This window comes from Vibrio hepatarius, from assembly GCF_011806575.1.
Classification (GTDB): domain Bacteria; phylum Pseudomonadota; class Gammaproteobacteria; order Enterobacterales; family Vibrionaceae; genus Vibrio; species Vibrio hepatarius_A.
In genome coordinates, this window is record NZ_JAATOO010000013.1 from 82,977 (window position 1) to 98,394 (window position 15,418).

19 protein-coding genes are annotated in these 15,418 nt (G+C 44.4%); 7 read left to right on the top strand and 12 right to left on the bottom strand.

Annotated features, from left to right (window positions below):
* Positions 1-3: 3 nt before the first annotated feature.
* From HCZ42_RS12200 to HCZ42_RS12240, 11 genes are all read right to left on the bottom strand, one after another.
* Positions 4-783, bottom strand: a complete 780-nt coding sequence (locus tag HCZ42_RS12200) for a TrbG/VirB9 family P-type conjugative transfer protein (RefSeq protein WP_167420957.1) — start codon at positions 781-783, stop codon at positions 4-6.
* Entirely contained in the window at positions 780-1,535 is a 756-nt protein-coding gene (locus tag HCZ42_RS12205; RefSeq protein WP_167420958.1) for a virB8 family protein, read from the bottom strand. Before HCZ42_RS12205 ends, HCZ42_RS12200 begins: the two co-directional genes overlap by 4 nt.
* 263 nt (positions 1,536-1,798) lie before the next feature.
* The gene (locus HCZ42_RS12210) at positions 1,799-2,470 is read right to left on the bottom strand and encodes a type IV secretion system protein (RefSeq protein WP_254868955.1); all 672 of its coding nucleotides are present in this window, start codon (positions 2,468-2,470) and stop codon (positions 1,799-1,801) included.
* Positions 2,467-2,622, bottom strand: coding sequence for a hypothetical protein (locus HCZ42_RS21875; RefSeq protein WP_254868956.1), 156 nt, complete (start codon positions 2,620-2,622; stop codon positions 2,467-2,469). The genes HCZ42_RS12210 and HCZ42_RS21875 overlap by 4 nt, the downstream gene beginning before the upstream one ends.
* 135 nt (positions 2,623-2,757) lie before the next feature.
* Positions 2,758-3,351, bottom strand: a complete 594-nt coding sequence (locus HCZ42_RS12215) for a type IV secretion system protein (RefSeq protein WP_254868957.1) — start codon at positions 3,349-3,351, stop codon at positions 2,758-2,760.
* Between the two features lie 2 nt (positions 3,352-3,353).
* Entirely contained in the window at positions 3,354-5,147 is a 1,794-nt protein-coding gene (locus tag HCZ42_RS12220) for a conjugal transfer protein TraE (RefSeq protein ID WP_368484188.1), read from the bottom strand.
* 24 nt (positions 5,148-5,171) lie between these two features.
* Positions 5,172-5,714, bottom strand: coding sequence for a hypothetical protein (locus tag HCZ42_RS21880; protein WP_254868958.1), 543 nt, complete (start codon positions 5,712-5,714; stop codon positions 5,172-5,174).
* Positions 5,677-6,048 (bottom strand): conjugal transfer protein TraD, encoded by a 372-nt coding sequence (locus HCZ42_RS12225; protein ID WP_167420959.1) that lies wholly within the window; start codon positions 6,046-6,048, stop codon positions 5,677-5,679. The genes HCZ42_RS21880 and HCZ42_RS12225 overlap by 38 nt, the downstream gene beginning before the upstream one ends.
* A gap of 2 nt (positions 6,049-6,050) precedes the next feature.
* Positions 6,051-6,368, bottom strand: a complete 318-nt coding sequence (locus tag HCZ42_RS12230) for a conjugal transfer protein (protein WP_167420960.1) — start codon at positions 6,366-6,368, stop codon at positions 6,051-6,053.
* A gap of 17 nt (positions 6,369-6,385) precedes the next feature.
* Positions 6,386-6,988 carry a lytic transglycosylase domain-containing protein gene (locus HCZ42_RS12235; protein ID WP_167420961.1) on the bottom strand — a complete coding sequence of 201 codons (603 nt, stop codon included), beginning with the start codon at positions 6,986-6,988 and terminating at the stop codon, positions 6,386-6,388.
* A complete protein-coding gene (locus tag HCZ42_RS12240; RefSeq protein WP_167420962.1) occupies positions 6,978-7,337 on the bottom strand; it encodes a TraY domain-containing protein in 360 nt (119 codons plus the stop codon). The genes HCZ42_RS12235 and HCZ42_RS12240 overlap by 11 nt, the downstream gene beginning before the upstream one ends.
* Positions 7,338-8,597: 1,260 nt before the next feature.
* Between HCZ42_RS12240 and HCZ42_RS12245 the strand changes: the two genes are divergently transcribed.
* From HCZ42_RS12245 to HCZ42_RS12280, 7 genes are all read left to right on the top strand, one after another.
* The gene (locus HCZ42_RS12245) at positions 8,598-9,302 is read left to right on the top strand and encodes an HNH endonuclease (RefSeq protein WP_167420963.1); all 705 of its coding nucleotides are present in this window, start codon (positions 8,598-8,600) and stop codon (positions 9,300-9,302) included.
* 104 nt (positions 9,303-9,406) lie between these two features.
* Positions 9,407-10,225 (top strand): alpha/beta fold hydrolase, encoded by an 819-nt coding sequence (locus HCZ42_RS12250; RefSeq protein WP_167420964.1) that lies wholly within the window; start codon positions 9,407-9,409, stop codon positions 10,223-10,225.
* A 210-nt stretch (positions 10,226-10,435) separates the two neighbouring features.
* Positions 10,436-10,858: a hypothetical protein gene (locus HCZ42_RS12255; RefSeq protein ID WP_167420965.1), complete on the top strand. Its 423-nt coding sequence runs from the start codon at positions 10,436-10,438 to the stop codon at positions 10,856-10,858.
* A 140-nt stretch (positions 10,859-10,998) separates the two neighbouring features.
* Entirely contained in the window at positions 10,999-11,457 is a 459-nt protein-coding gene (locus tag HCZ42_RS12265) for a hypothetical protein (protein WP_167420966.1), read from the top strand.
* Between the two features lie 181 nt (positions 11,458-11,638).
* A complete protein-coding gene (locus tag HCZ42_RS12270; RefSeq protein WP_167420967.1) occupies positions 11,639-12,250 on the top strand; it encodes a DsbA family protein in 612 nt (203 codons plus the stop codon).
* 135 nt (positions 12,251-12,385) lie between these two features.
* Positions 12,386-13,168 (top strand): hypothetical protein, encoded by a 783-nt coding sequence (locus HCZ42_RS12275; protein ID WP_167420968.1) that lies wholly within the window; start codon positions 12,386-12,388, stop codon positions 13,166-13,168.
* A 216-nt stretch (positions 13,169-13,384) separates the two neighbouring features.
* On the top strand, positions 13,385-13,675 hold the full coding sequence (locus HCZ42_RS12280; protein ID WP_167420969.1) for a YkgJ family cysteine cluster protein: 291 nt from the start codon (positions 13,385-13,387) through the stop codon (positions 13,673-13,675).
* Between the two features lie 252 nt (positions 13,676-13,927).
* Here the strand turns inward: HCZ42_RS12280 and HCZ42_RS12285 are convergent, their stop codons facing one another.
* Positions 13,928-15,403 carry a Na+/H+ antiporter NhaC family protein gene (locus HCZ42_RS12285; RefSeq protein WP_167420970.1) on the bottom strand — a complete coding sequence of 492 codons (1,476 nt, stop codon included), beginning with the start codon at positions 15,401-15,403 and terminating at the stop codon, positions 13,928-13,930.
* Between the last annotated feature and the right edge of the window lie 15 nt (positions 15,404-15,418).

Sequence of the window (15,418 nt, forward strand, 5' to 3'; positions counted from 1 at the left end):
TGTTCATGACTCATCCTCCTTAATCACACGAGTCGCGTTGATGGCACTGGCTTTTGGGTTGTGACCAGCGAACTCGACAAAGTGAGAGCGGATCCCTAAGACTCGTTCACCCAAGCGTAAACGGTACTCACTCGCGACGGAGTGGATCACGATGGTGTCTTGTTCAATGTGGTAGTTCACCAAGGACTCTTTGCCGTCGGCGTTGAGTTGGTAAATCACGGGTAACTCCGCATTGTTAGAAAACTTCATGCACGTGAATCGCCCATCGTCCCATGCATAGGCCGGTGCCAATTCTTGATCTCCCCATTTAACGTAACGGAAGTTGTCGTTGCCATCGCTACAAGGTGGTTTCAGTGTCGCGGTGCTGGTGGGTTTAGGATTGGGATAGCGCATCACCACCACATAAAACGGTTGCTGACTCGTGAATAATTCGAATGCGTATGTGCGTCCCCCATCACTGACGATCGTTAGGTTCGTGTTGGGTTGGGTTGGGTTGGGTTGCGTTGCTTGGGGTTTAAAGAACACGTTATTGCCACGTACATTGAACCCCCATGCTGTCGCATCGCCCATCGCTAAACCAGAATGCTCACCAAGGATGGTTTCATTCTTATCAAGCTGGATGAGGGTCGCGACACCCGCTTGAGTGCGTATCGCAATCACATCACTCGGATCATAGTCGGCGTAAACAATGCGACGATCTTTGCCTAGATGCGTCGGCAACGTTAAAGCATGACTAGAAAATGCGAGCAAACAAGTGAGGCATATCACTAGTGGTTTTATCATTGGATCGCCCTGTTTTCTTGATAACTGGTGACTTGGAAACCAAGCGGGTTGAGTTGTCGTTCTGACTCCTTGGTGATTTCCTTGAGGTAATCAAACGTTATGGTGGCGCTCCATTTGGTGGGTCGATAACTGCTGTCGGGGCTATCGTCACTATTGAGCACTACTTTAGTAAACGACACCTGCGCCAGCCTTTGATCCTGGCGAGTCGGCAGAAATGAAATCGCGACGTCTTCTAAGTGGATTTTTTTATAGTCTTTAAACACGGCAACAGGCGAGTTTTTTGCACGCAATTGCCCACTGTAGGCATTGAAAACATCATCACGACTCGTGAGCTTGATGTAGTCGAACGCATCCTGAACGGTCTGCCATTGGTAGGAGCCGCGAGTGGTGACGTAACGATGTAGCCAATGCTTATCCAGCACTTCGCCGTACGTCATTTGCTTGGCGTCCGAAAGCGGATGGATCAGCTGGGTCACGCCGGTTTGTGGGTCGATAAAAAGCAGCCGATAATCTACGGTTTTAAGCGGCATCATCACCACAATCGCGAACCCCAGTAGTAGCGTGAGTACACCTGATCCCGCCGTGATTATCCATGCAGATTTCGCCGATTGCTTGGCGATTTCGACTCGGTCTTGCTCGAACTTTTTGATCTCCTTGAGGTAGAGATCAGCTTGTTTTTGATGTTTGGCACTGGGTGTTTTTTCAGCCTTGGCGTGATTGCGTTCCAAAGCAGAATCAATGGGTGTCCTCATTGGGCGCCTCTTTGGGGGTACAAATCTTCAAGATTAACTTTGGGCGGGTTTACCGGGGTGACGTCACCCGCGGGCTCTGGTGGAGGTGGCGGGGTACTAGCGCAGCCCACACTCAAACACGCCATCAATAAAAGGGGGAACGTCTTCATTTCAGTTCCTTTTAAAATCCAATAAAGCGCGTTGCGCGCCGTGCTATTCAAGGTGAGAGACTAGGGCGGTGTTAGCCCGGTCGAATTCGATTTTTGCTTTGGTCGTAGAGAAATTTAGCACCATTGTGTGTGCGCTTTCTTACACGTTTCGCTGCGTTTTGTCGCACCTGTTGTTAGGTCACTTAGGCTACGCATTCCCATGCCCATATTGGTAACTAAGCCATTAATGCCGGGACCACCGGAAAGGGAAGCGGTCATGACGGGAATTTGAACAGAAATGAAAATACAGCAGCCAAAAAGAATGAGCGTCATCAAACACGAACCGAACGAGACGTTTTCATGCCCGCCGAGCACATCGTTGATCGTCAGATCGAATACACTAAAAGCAAGAGGATAGACAATCGTGAGTAACACGTAGTTCAAACACTGACCTACCCATGATTGAAACATCGCTCGGGTAGAGGGAAAGAAGGCGAACATGATAAACAGAGGCCCAAGGATCAGAAGAAACCCCATCATTATTTTTGCGACCAGTAGGTAGGCGGTTGCGATAAGTAGAAATGGTACATACCCAAATATCACAAGTACCAACAAGATAATCATCAGAAAGGAATCTCCCCAAGAAGCAGCGATACCGAAAGATACGTTATCCCACAGGCTTTCAATTTTGAGCAGCATAGTGTCGAACATGCCTTGGAGGGCTGCGCCACTGTCGCCTGTCGATGACGTCAAATGGTTCGCTACCGTATTCCCAGTATTCAATACCATCGGGACGATAGCGGTCATATACCACGATGTGTCGAAAGCAACGGTGGTACAAAGCGCCAATGAACCGATGCCCCTATCAACGGAGTGATCACATCCGCAAAAAGAACAACCATTGTTCCGATGTTGTCTGTGACGATGGTTGTCACGAAGTTAAATAATTGGTCAAACATAGCGCATCCTTAGGAAGTGACTCCTGATTCGTCAGTGGCCGCATTTTGTCTGTAATGGCATGCTTTTACGCGCTTTTTAAAGGAATGCCGTCGCCAAACACTTGTTGTTTTAGCTGCAAACTTCGTTGTTGGGCCTCAAGCGTTTGTTGTTGGTCCAGCATTGATGAGATCCATCATGCGTTGCTCGTTTTGCATCCGCATGGTTTCAAAGTGAATGCTGTTGGCTAAGTATTCTTTGGCCGCGGGCGTAGTTGCCGTTCCGAATTGTGCGAGGAGTTGACTCATGCGTTTGTTGCGTTCCGTGTTCCGTTCGTAAAGCATTTCTTGGAAACGAAGTTGCTTCAATTGCAGATCGTAGCGCCTCTGTATGATTGGGGTGTCGGAGTACAGGTCGAATTCAGAACGTAAGTCAGATATATCGTCAATCGCGTCATACAAATCACGGTAAGCGCGCAGGTCAATTACATCGTTTAAGTTTGGGTCGTTGAGAATTTCTTCAAACCCATAGTGGCCTTCTACCATCGACTTGTAGTGCTCGGCTTGGCGTTTCAACTGGATGAGACGATTGCGAGCTTCGCTGATTGACTGGGCAAACTCTTGCGCTCGCTGTGCGCTATCGGCCACCATTTGAGTGATGCCTGCGACGTCAACAACGGGAATTCCCGATGCGAGTGTCGATGCGCTGATTGCTAACGTCACACACATCGCAAATGAGGTTCGCTTAAGCATGATTACCTCCTTTTCAATAGTTCGGGAATCCACCGTTCGGGGGCGTTGCCTAACTCGGAGCGCAGAGACTCGCTCAATACAATGTCATCGGTAGATCCGGAGATGATCGGTAGAAACTCATCAAACCCACCTAAGTCCAGCTTGGCGAAGCAACTGGTGTTGAACTGTTTAATGAGCAGCGTACGACTTTGCTTGTCGAGCGCTTTGAGTTTGGTGAACTCACCCAGTGTCAGGTTGCATCGCTGCTCACCCAGTGTCAGGTTGCATCGCTGGTAGGCGCTGTACTCTGCATCAGGGTTTGGTAAGTACACTTTGGTGGCGGTCTGTTGGACGATAGCGGGGAAGATGTCACATTCAATGGCATCCTCCGGTGATTGTGAGGACAACACCATGAACTCATTCATCAAACGGCCAGTTTTCAACGTACGCTTCATTACCGCCTGAGTAAGAGGGAAGTTGGCAGGCATCCAGAACTCTTCAACGATGGTCTGTAGTAGCTTGCCGGACTCTTGCATGAGCTCTTTAAGGAAGAACAAACACGCTAAGAGAGGTTCGCTCGCAGGGTGAATGTACCCGTTGGATTCCTTTTCAAGTAATAGCGTTGAATCAAAGCCAATACGGTCCATGGTTTTGGGGTTGAAGAGGTTCCGAGGTGAGTCTAGGCACCAGGCCAGTTTACCATCCTCACTACGACACCACTTACTGAGCCTGAGACGTAAGTCGGGCATTTGGATGGATTGCAGCATCATACTGAGCCCACGCATTGGTAAGTCAAAGTGCATCACACTATCAATCGCGTCCTTGATTTCCTTTTCATCATGGGCGTTGACGTGTCCCCGCGTATCTTGTGCCAGTCGGCAGACCAGACGGTTCAAAAAGCTCACTAGCTTGGGGGTATGCTCCAATTGAAAAGGGTTGATACCGGTGTCTTCCCCTTCTTTTATGGCGAAATACTCACCACCAAAAGCACGAACAAACAGTTCGGTGGAGCGCTTATAATCAATGCAAAATATTTGCTGATCAAAGCGCGTCAAAAAGCCAGTCAATGTAGCTTCAAGCGTTGTTTTACCTGAACCAGACGCACCGAGGATCATAGTGTGTCCCGCGCTTTTTTCGCCAATATTGTTCCTTCCGGCTTCAGAGGCATGGCAGTTGAAGTGAAACAAGGAATTTGACAAGGTCTTTAGTGGAAGGATAGCACTGCCGTCCCCAATCGGATTGCCGGACGCTTTGCCCGTAGAGTAATTGTGCAGTGACCACGTAGAAGCGAAGTTGGCGATGGTCCTAGGTGAAGGCTTAACGCGATCTTTCGATGCGGGAAGGGCGCTAAGAAACGAAAACTGTGACTTGAGGTTTGAGCGTTTCAGTACCGTACCTTTCGCTAAGAACTGACCATTTAAGTCCGCACTGTCTGCAAGTACTTTCTCGGGTGAATTTCCCATCACGGCTAATGATGCGTGGTAGTCGCCAAAGCTGACGACACCCGAGGCTACGTAATCTCGTGCCGTGCGTAGTTCGACTAACTCATGCTCGGCATTGTCACCGGATTCGATTAGGTTCATTTGCCTATCAATCATTTTTTGCGCTTGGATTCCTTGCATGAAAATCATCGATTGAGTCAGAACGAATTCAGTCGGTTGGCGTAAGATGAAATCCCAAATCCCCATTTCGGTGGTGGTAGGGAGCGCATCAAGCTCGAAAAAAGTGGCAAACTTAGTTGCCTCGTTATTCGCGTTACGTACTTCGAGTAAGTCGTGTCCGAAATGCCAATCACTGTGGCCGATATAGTCCCGCACTTTTTCTGTTGTGAGTGGCTTGGGTTAGTCGTTGTAATTGAGTAAGTACGACAGGAACTCAACATGCTCGCAACGGTGGTCGTTAGTCACTTCTAACACTTTACAAGAGAAACGCTTCAGTGCTCCTGATGCGGTTTTGAGAATGTCACTAAGCTCGTCTTCGCCTTCCGCTAAGGTTCCGTCGTAATGGAATACAAAGGTTATGTAGTAATGGATACTGAAAAACTCCTCACCGGAGAAGTCTTGCAGATAGCGATCAGAAAAGCGCTGCATAAAGTTACTGTCAAAGCAGTAGGTTGCCTCAAAATGTTCTTTGCGTTTAATAATGTGGGTCCACACTGCGAGTTGACTGCCGTACTTTCTGGCGAGGCTGCTGAGTAAGTTTTTGATCAGTTCAAACGCGGGCATCAGCGTATTGTTCGATTCTGACTCGAAGGGAATGCCACTAAGGCTTAGGGTCGTCATGATTTTTGCATCGTCCAATGAGATCATGGAACGATTGATCGGGTAGCCATAAGCAGGAAGCCTCTCAGCCAAGGGGATTGTTTTTAAACCATTCACTGACATACTGCTTTCTCCTAACTGGGTGGCTATCGAAGGACGTAAATGAACTGGTGTTGGACTGGCAACGTAGGCGCGTTAAGAAACCGTTGGCTTGCCATTTCATATCATCGATGGCTCGGCTGTCTCCCACACTGCGAATGCGGATGTACAGCAGTCCTAAGGCAATAAAGGCCGGAAAACCCAGCCCTTCTATTCCGAAGATAATTAGTCCACCCCAACCACTAAACAGCATGCCCAACGTTCCGAGTACCAAAGGAATGACCGGAATGCCTAACATCAACGGCTTACGAGCCAGTGAGTTATAGCTAGCGTATTGTGCTCGTTCTTCGTCATACATGATTAGCTCCCCCAAATTGGCCATGCGTAAGTGACTGCAGCAACGATGCCGCCAGCGGCTGCCGCTCTCGCGATGCTGATACCCACATCACCCCACATTTTTTTGTCCAGAAGTGCCAAGATCACCATGACAATGCTGTAAAGCACCACGGCTGACCCGAGGAATCTGTATGCCCATGATGCGATTTCATTAACCCAGTTGGTGGCTTCATCTAGGCCGCCTGCGGCCAATACTGGTTGATAAACAAGAATCAGCATCATGGCCACTAGCACAGCTCGTAGGTTATTGGAGGACGGAATGTTTGAATGGAGAGGTGTCATAGACAGGTTCCTTTAAATTAATCAGTGAAATCACCAAACACATCCCACACATGGGGCTGTGTCGGTGGAGATGGTTTTGATGGTTGAGGTGGTTCAGGGAAAGAGTCGTATGATTCCGAAATGATGTCGGAGGGTAATTTCTTCTCTCGGTTGAATTTTTCAACGTAACTGAGTCCGTTGGCTCCTTCGCTTTGATAGCCTTGCGTGAAGTTATTGGCGTAATAGCAAGAGGCGGCATCATCTAGTAGTAGTTGGTGTGCCTTGCTAGGAGTGTTCGCCTTCGCACGGTGGTAACACTTAGCGTAGATGTCCGCTCCGACGTTGATGTTTGTGCAAGGATCAAAGGCGGTTTCAATCGTCATGCCGTAAGCAGGGAAGTTTTTGTTGTTGATTTGCATCAGCCCAAGACTGTACCTAAAGCCACGATTGTCTAAGTCTATGGCGATTTGAATCGCTTCTAGTTTTGTTTTGGGTTGATTGACCGTTTTGACGCCGACTACTCCGATGGCGTAGGGATTTCGAGAGCTTTCTGTATCAATGAGGCGTTTGAGGATACTTGCGTCAACTTGGCTTTGGCAGCTATTGAGTAGCGGGATTAGCGCGCTCAGCTCAAGGAGCATGTGTATGCTCCTGGACGATACCAACTGCGGAGATGGTTGGATATCGTTGTAAATGATCTTTTAGACGGCGAGAGCACTCTTCAACATAAGTTTTAACGCGGTAATTTCCACGATAGAGGCAGGGGGCCTGCTTTGCTTTTAGCGTGATAGGAATGTGGACTTTGACCCCAGAACTTTCATTACATAATCGGGTTGAGCAAGGGGCGCTGAAGCGAATGACATGATCTATCACGCGTAAAGACGCTTCTTTGCGCAAAGTTCTGAAGGATTTGTTCGCCGCTTTTTCTAAAGCTTGGGTCGTTTCTGAATCAAGGATGAGGTTGATGGATGATAATGTACCGTCTTTCATTTTTCCTCCTAACATCCATTCATGGAATTATTTAGAACAAAAAACGCGATGAGTCGTTGGCCGCTTACCAAAGAAACTAAAACTCGCGAGCGTGGGAACGTAGAAAACGTATGCGTGTCTGCTTTAATTCCCTATCAAAAGGTGTCGTTTCTCTTGTTGCTCTGTCTACTTTTGATTGAGGTCTTAGATAGCGATATGAACGAAAATGCTTTAAATGGTCTGTCATATTGATTCTCCAACTGAAGGAATGCTCTTGCACTTTAATCGGTACAGAGCGGAACCGAACCCAGCCCGTTTGCGAGACGTTAGGTGTGTTTGAGGAATATTTTTTCCGCTGTTTAATTAGCAGGGCTTCTTCGTCGATAAAACTGGTGCAGTGGAGCACGTTTCCAACGTTCTGTTGCGGCGTCTTATCTGCCTAGGCACGAATTGATAAAGAGCAATATTTATATGTATATATATACATGCATTTTAAAAAGAGTGTCAAAACTTAGGTCGTACATTTTTTGCACAGGAGTTCACATTTTTTATATTCTGTGTGAATTGAGGTTTATTTGTATCTATCTGTATTTTAAGGTTTTTTCTATTATATAGAACTGGCTCGGCTTTCTTCGGTTGTGGTCGTATTGATGATTAACTGGGAGGGAGATAGTGTAAATTCACCTTAATAGGACATGTATAAAGTATTTTAGATTGCTGAGCGTTTGGCTCTACTCAAGAGCGTAAACATCCTGATGCCTGCTCGAAGGTAGGTGTGTAATGAGAGAGCTTTAGCTTTCACCGACTTCAATTATTTATGGTGGCGACAATTGTGGCGTTATTTGATGACGTGTTAAGACTAACGTTAAGAGCAGTATTACTGCGTAAATTCATTTTTGTCGCCATTTTGTCGCCACTTTTCTGAAAGGGATGCCTTTAAGTTGTTGATTTGTATGTATTTAAGTATTGTTAGTTGTTACACAATATTACAATAGATCGGAATCGTTGTGGGTTTATGAAATACTAGTTTCGGCATCACATAGAAAATTAGATAGCCATAAAGCAGCTGAGCTGTTGTTGGGGAAGCTAGCAGGTAATGAGCCGTGTATTCCCAGTGAGTTACGTGCAAAGCTGCAAGGAAATGCATAACAAAGCATTTAAGAGTGATTCGCAACGCTTGGCAGTTTCGCTTCGCTCAAGTATAGCCAATCGCCGCTCACACCTTAATGCGGCGTTATGTTCTATGCTGAAAGTTGTTGAGTATTGGCAAAGGGCTTACGTATGACATTTTATGATTGGTTAGGTACTACTAAGTTAGCGCCTTCTACAGTTGAAGATTACTTTTACTGTATTAAATCAAAAATCAGTGAATGGGCAAATGAGCATAAAGTTACCGATAAAAACCTATTACAAGTTACTGATTGGAATGAGTGGATTGATATTGAAAAAGGAATAAATTCAATACCCATTTATAAGTCATGGAATGAATCAGCTCACAACAAATATAGTAGCGCTCTCAAATGGTATAAAAGCTATTTGTATGACCTAAAGCAAGCTAATTCTATATCAGGTGATATTAAGGAAGTGTATGAGTCTAGTAGGGATAGTACAGTCAAAGCACGTTTAGTCGATGCTCGGCTTGGACAGGGGGAATTTAGAGATGCGCTAATATCATTGTGGGGCTCGTGTAGTGTTAGTAATTACGGTTTAAGCAATATGCTTGTAGCATCCCACATTAAACCGTGGCGTGTGGCAACAGATCTTGAGAGACTAGACCCTTACAATGGATTGTTGTTGATACCTAACTTAGACAAGGCTTTTGATAGTGGCTTAATAAGTTTCGATGACAAAGGAAAAATTCTTATCTCCAATGCTTTAAGTGACCCTGAAAAACTTGGCATCAATACTGAGTTAAAGGTCTCCCTACATTCAGAAAATAAAGAGTATCTCTCTTATCATCGTGAGAACGTGTTTAAACGAACATAACAAAGCATTTAAGAGTGATTCGCAACGCTTGGCAGTTTCGCTTCGCTCAAGTATAGCCAAGCGTCGCTCACACCTTAATGTGGCGTTATATTCAAGGAGCAAAAATGAAACTTTGGAGTTTACCGTATACTTTTGAGTATAAAGATAGGAAAGTGAAATATGGGATTGAAGGAAAAGGAGAGCCACTTATTTTGGTTCATGGAACGCCTTGGTCGTCATTCAATCTTAGGCATTTGATTCAAGCGTTTTCGAATCATTATACCGTCTACTATTTCGATTTGTTGGGTTATGGTGAATCGGATAAAAGTGATGCGGATGTATCTTTAAAAGTACAAAATCAGTTACTGGATGCTTTGATAGATCATTGGCAATTGAAATTACCTTTTATTGTGGGCCACGATTTTGGGGGAACAACAGTACTTAGGAATTACTTGTTGAATCAACGAAAGTACAAAAAGATAGTACTAATTGACCCTGTAGCGCTGTCCCCATGGGGGTCTCCATTCTTCAAACATATTGAAAAACATGAAGCAGCTTTTGCGGGAGTTCCTGACTTTATCCATTCAGCAATTGTCGAAGCATACATAAAAACAGCTGCATTTCAGCCATTAACTCCAGAAACAATTGACGGTATTCTTGCTCCGTGGTCGGGAGAACAGGGTAAGGGAGCCTTTTATAGGCAAATAGCGCAAGCAGATTCAAAGTATACGGATGAGTTTCAGGATAAGTTTGCTAACTTTGATGTGCCGACATTAATCCTATGGGGGGAAGAGGATCAATGGATTCCTGTTGAACAAGCTCACGTTCTCCATAGTAAAATTAAAGACTCTAAGTTAGTTACCATTCCTGAATCTGGGCATCTGGTTATTGAAGAAAACCCTGAACGGTTGGTCAAAGAGATTCGAGCGTTCATCGAAAATTGAATATAACAAACAATTTAAGAGTGATTCACCACGCTTGGCACTTTTGGTTTGGGTTTAGTTCAGTGATTAAGGTGTTTAAATTGAGGTGTGTTGCAGCTTGGTTCACACCTTAATTGGGCGTTATGTTTCAGATGTGACATGGGCAATTGATTTCGTATCTATGAGACTTTAACCTTGCATTGCTATTCATCCATAAGTAAAGGAGAGACTATGAAGTTGGTAGCGAGACTGGGTTCGATCTTGAGTTTAATTTTATTGTCTGGCTGTGTTGCAACGGTAGCGCCGGAAGATGTCAAATATCAACATTACTTAGCTAAGCATGTCGATTTAAGTAAAAGTGCGGAATCACTAATCTCAGGTATAGGTAATGAATTTAGCATTGAAGATAGAATTTATGTTCTATCAGTAGCTAGCTGGGATCCAGAATTAAAAGGGATAACCAATGAAGTGCGCTGGGATTGGTACACAGGAGACGAGCTTCGTTATACGCATGACCGCGAGAATTTCATGAAAACATCACCTTACCGTTTTTGGGGAAGAAAATCTGGAATAGAACTAGGTGAAGGTAAGCATAAGGTAATCATATACCTTGACGACAAGAAAGTAGAAGAATTGCACTTCACCGTACAATAAACATAACAATCTGTTTAAGAGTGATTCGCAACGCTTGGCATTTTTGCTATGCGTTGCGTTTGTGTTTAAGGTGGTATGCGGGAGCTTCAGTATTGCGTTGCTCACACCTTAACAGGGCGTTAGGCTTTAGGTAATAGTAAATGGAATATAAGTGCGATATTGAGTTTTTAGAACAGCGGCTGAAATTGCTAAAGTGGCTTAATTATGGGTTTATTATTCCTTGCTTAGTTGCTTTATATTTCAAACCTACAATTTTTGTCGTGAATGGCTCTTTTACTACAGGCTTAGTGATTTGTGCACTTATTATGTATGTATTGAGGTTTATAGATAAGCACTATGGCAATGCTTTACATAATCATCGTAGTGACATTGTTATAGTAAACAACGTAGGGGCTGAATTTCGTCACCAAGACTCAGGTTACAACTTTAAGCGAAACCACGAAGAAATTGTGTCTGTGGAGTACTCAAAATATCTTGGTACACCAAAGGTAAAACTCAGATTTTCCAACAATGAGTTCTATGATCTTGTTTGGTTTAAAGACTCTAACTCACTTTACAGCAAGCTAAAGAGAAAAGAGCACTTGGTGAAAAAAGCCTAACACAGCACTCAAGAGGGATTCACAACGCTTGGCAGTTTTGGTTTGAATCAGCTTTAGTGTTTACGGCACAATAGCTTAGCTTAGCTTAGCTTAGCTTAGCTTAGGTTAGGTGGTGCGTTGGTTACCCCTTGATGCGGCGTTATGTGTCAGAGGTGTTCCCACTAAAATGGAGAGTAATGCTATGCGATTTATATATGTCATGGATCCTATGTGTGCTTGGTGTTTTGCCTTTCAACCTGAGTTGGAACAGTTCTTGGAACAGCATCCTACGGTAGAGGTTGACTGGATAATGGGTGGTCTAGCTCCTGACAATGATGAGCCTATGGATGACAATCTGAGGCAAACAATTTCTTCTTATTGGTATCAAATTGAGAAGGTATCTCACGTAACTTTTAATCATAGTTACTGGGAGTTGAATATACCTTATCGTTCAACATATCAAGCTTGTAGGGCAGTAATATCATCTGAGAACATGGTAGAAAGTAGCTCTGAGAAAATGGTAAAGGCTATCCAATCAGCTTATTACTTTGAAGCTAAAAATCCGTCGTTGAATCAAACATTGATTGACTGTGCTAAGTCGCTCAATTTGAGTGAAAGCCAGTTTGCACTCAAATTGAAATCGAAAGAAACAGAGCAGCAGTTTCAGGAGCGTTTACATGTAGCAGGTCGTTTGCAAGTAAGTGGTTTCCCAGCTCTTTTCTATGTTTCAGAAAGTAATCTGGCTTATCCTTTAGCACTTGGATATTGCAAATCAGAGGAGCTTTCTAAGCGATTTACCCAAGTAAACACATAACAAAACGTTTAAGAGGGATTCCCAACGCTTGGCTCTTTCAGTTTGAATCAGTTTTAGTGTTTACGGCACAATAGGTTAAGTTCGGTGGTGGCGTTGCTCACCATTTAACGCGGCGTCAGCTATTCGAGGATGGAAATGGAAGTTTTACGTATACTAGTAACTATTTGGATATTTGTTTGTGTTGGAGCTAATGCAAATGATCTGAGTCTTCCTGATTGTGTGAATAAAGAACGGTTAGAAACGGAAATTCACCTGTTCATTAATGATGATGTTCTTACTGAATACTCGAGAGACTTCGTCCAAGCCAAAATCAACACATGGGTTGCTTACTCAAACTTGGTGCTTTCCAATTCGTGCATTCCAATTTATAGGAAAGTTACGCATATTGAATATGTCCCCTCAATAGATAGCACCTGGTTTCAGGATGTAGATATAGCCGAGAAATTTCTAAAATTGAGTCTAGATCGAGAAATTCCAGAAGTTAATTCTCAAGGTGTTCCAGTATTCAAAGGTATTGTATTTGCAAATTGGAGAGATAGTCTTGATTCTGACTGGTGTGGCTACGCTTCAGGCTCATCATTTTTCTTTACTGTAGCGTTAAATTGTAGTGATGATGTGATGGAACATGAAATCGGCCATTTGAGCGGTGCATCGCACGACATAAAAACGCTCATGAGCGATGATCCAAGTTTTGATGTAGAGAAATATCTAATAAGCTCTTATCCAAAGAAAGAAATGTACTCATTTGCAACAGTTTGTTCCGGGCTAGGTACCATTATGTCTTACGAGAAAGACATAATTCCAGCGTATTCTAACCCTACAATAAAATTTAATGGTCAACCCTGTGGGGATGAGAGCTCTGCGAATAATGCAAAGGTACTTAGAGATTTCGCCCAAAAATATGTTGGTAACCAGTAAAATTGCTAACAAACTGTTCAAGAGTGATTCACAACGCTAGGTAGTTTTGGTTTGAATCGGCCTTAAGTATTTACGGCACAGTTGTTTAGGTGTGGTGGCAGCGTTGCTTACACCTTAACGCGGCGTGATGGCTCACAAGGTAAGTAATCTCAGAAATAAAGGTTGTTCGCATTAAATTTACGGTATCATACGCAATTGACCAAACTGTAATTACTCATGCTTATACCAACTAACACACCTTCTTCCTCAAATGTATCTTGCTCAAACTGTAAAGCTTGCTGCTGCCGTCTTGAGGTTATGATTATCTCGGACACTGGCGTGCCAGAAGAATTTATCGCACGTGACCAGTATGGCGGTGAGACAATGATGCGATTAAATGATGGTTGGTGTGCAGCTTTAGATAGAGACACTCTAATGTGCACCATTTATGAAAATCGTCCTTGGATATGCCGCGAATTCGAAATGGGTTCTAATGAGTGCCTCGATGAACGTGTTAAATTTCTATAAAACAACTGGTTAGTATTTCTGTTCGTTGTTAGCTATAAAAAAGCATTTAAGAGGGGTTATAACTCAATGAAATGCTTCGAAAAATTACTGAGAATTTACGCTAACATGTTCCGAAGAATCGCACACCTGCTAAAACACTTCTTCAAATGCTGATTTTAAACAATGCATTCCTTTATTGGCCAATAGATTCCATTTTCCAAACAGAAAGCCCCGCTAATATCAGCGGGGCTTTGGGTGTTTAGTGCGTTAGTTTTACGCGATAACTAGGAAGAAAATCGCGGTGGCAATAATACCGATCAAAGCGTAAGGGAACTGAGTTGTCGCGTGCTGCATTGACGTACAGCCTGAACCCTGTGCTGAAAGTACGGTTGAGTCACTGAAGAAACATGAGTGGCTACCCGCTGCTGATGCAGACAGTAGCGCTGCAACGGTTAGGTGTAGTGGCACACCAAGCTGTTCACCAAGCGGTAGAACAATTGGCATCGCAACCGCGAAGGTGCCCCAAGAAGATGCCGTAGCAAATACTAACGCACCAGTAATCATAAAGATGATAGCAGGGAAGTAAGATGCCGATAGGTAAGGGCTCACGGTTTCAATCACGTACTGCGTAACACCTAAAGAGTCGTTGACCGATTTCAACATGAAACCACCAATCACCGTAGCTAAAGGCAGCAACATCACTTTAATGCCGTCGTAAACCGCTTCGAACATATCGTTCATCGAAATCAGTTTTTGTGCGCCGTAGAAACTGATGGTAAAGATCAGTGCGACAAAAACACCCGCCAGTAGGTCGATACCGAAGTACCAGCTTGCCGCAACAAGGACGATCATTGGCAATAGGAAGTTGATAAGCCCCATTGTTGGATTAGTGTGCGCAGAGACGTCAGAACCAAAATCGACATCTGTCGCGCCGTCTGGGCGTACCTGACCATTCTTCGCACGCTGCTCAGCCTTCTTCATGGCACCTAAATCTGGAATTTTTTCCATCGCAACCAGTAGAACAATCACCAAGGTTACCCAGCCGTACGCCATGTATGGAATCGCTTCAATGTACGCTTTGATACCTGCTCCAGCTTCTGCCACGCCGTTTGCTTCCAGCAGCGAGCTAAAGAAAATCGCCCAAGTGGAAATCGGCACAAGAATACAGATAGGCGCAGCAGTAGAGTCGACTAGGTAAGAGAGTTTTTCACGAGAGATTTGGTAGCCGTCAGTGACTTTCTTCATCGAGGAAGAAATCGCAATCGCGTTGAGGTAGTCATCGATAAAGATCAGAATACCCAAAGCAAACGTCATCAGCATCGATTGCTTACGGCTTTTTACTTTCGTGACCAGCATGTCGGAGAAGCTTAAAATACTGCCGCCTTTCTCCAACACAGCAATCAAACCACCCATCAGACCACACACTAGGATGATCCAAGCGATGGTTTCGTCCATCATCACGCTCATTGAAATATCAACGATCTGCTCTACTGCTTCGGTTGGGTTGAGAAGTAGAACCCCGGCAATTGCGCCACTAAAGAGCGCTTCTACCGTGCGGTGCGTTGTCAGAGCAAAAACTAACACTAGTGCAGTAGGTAGAAGGCTCATCCATCCATAAGCTTGTCCCTCTTGGTGGTTCAGCCCTATGGTCGTAAAAAATACGAACGTCGCAATAGAGATAAGAGAGACAATGATGTGTTGAATGTTGATTTTAAGCGGCGCATCCATCGCCTTTGTTTGCGTAGTCATAAAGTGCATTTCCTT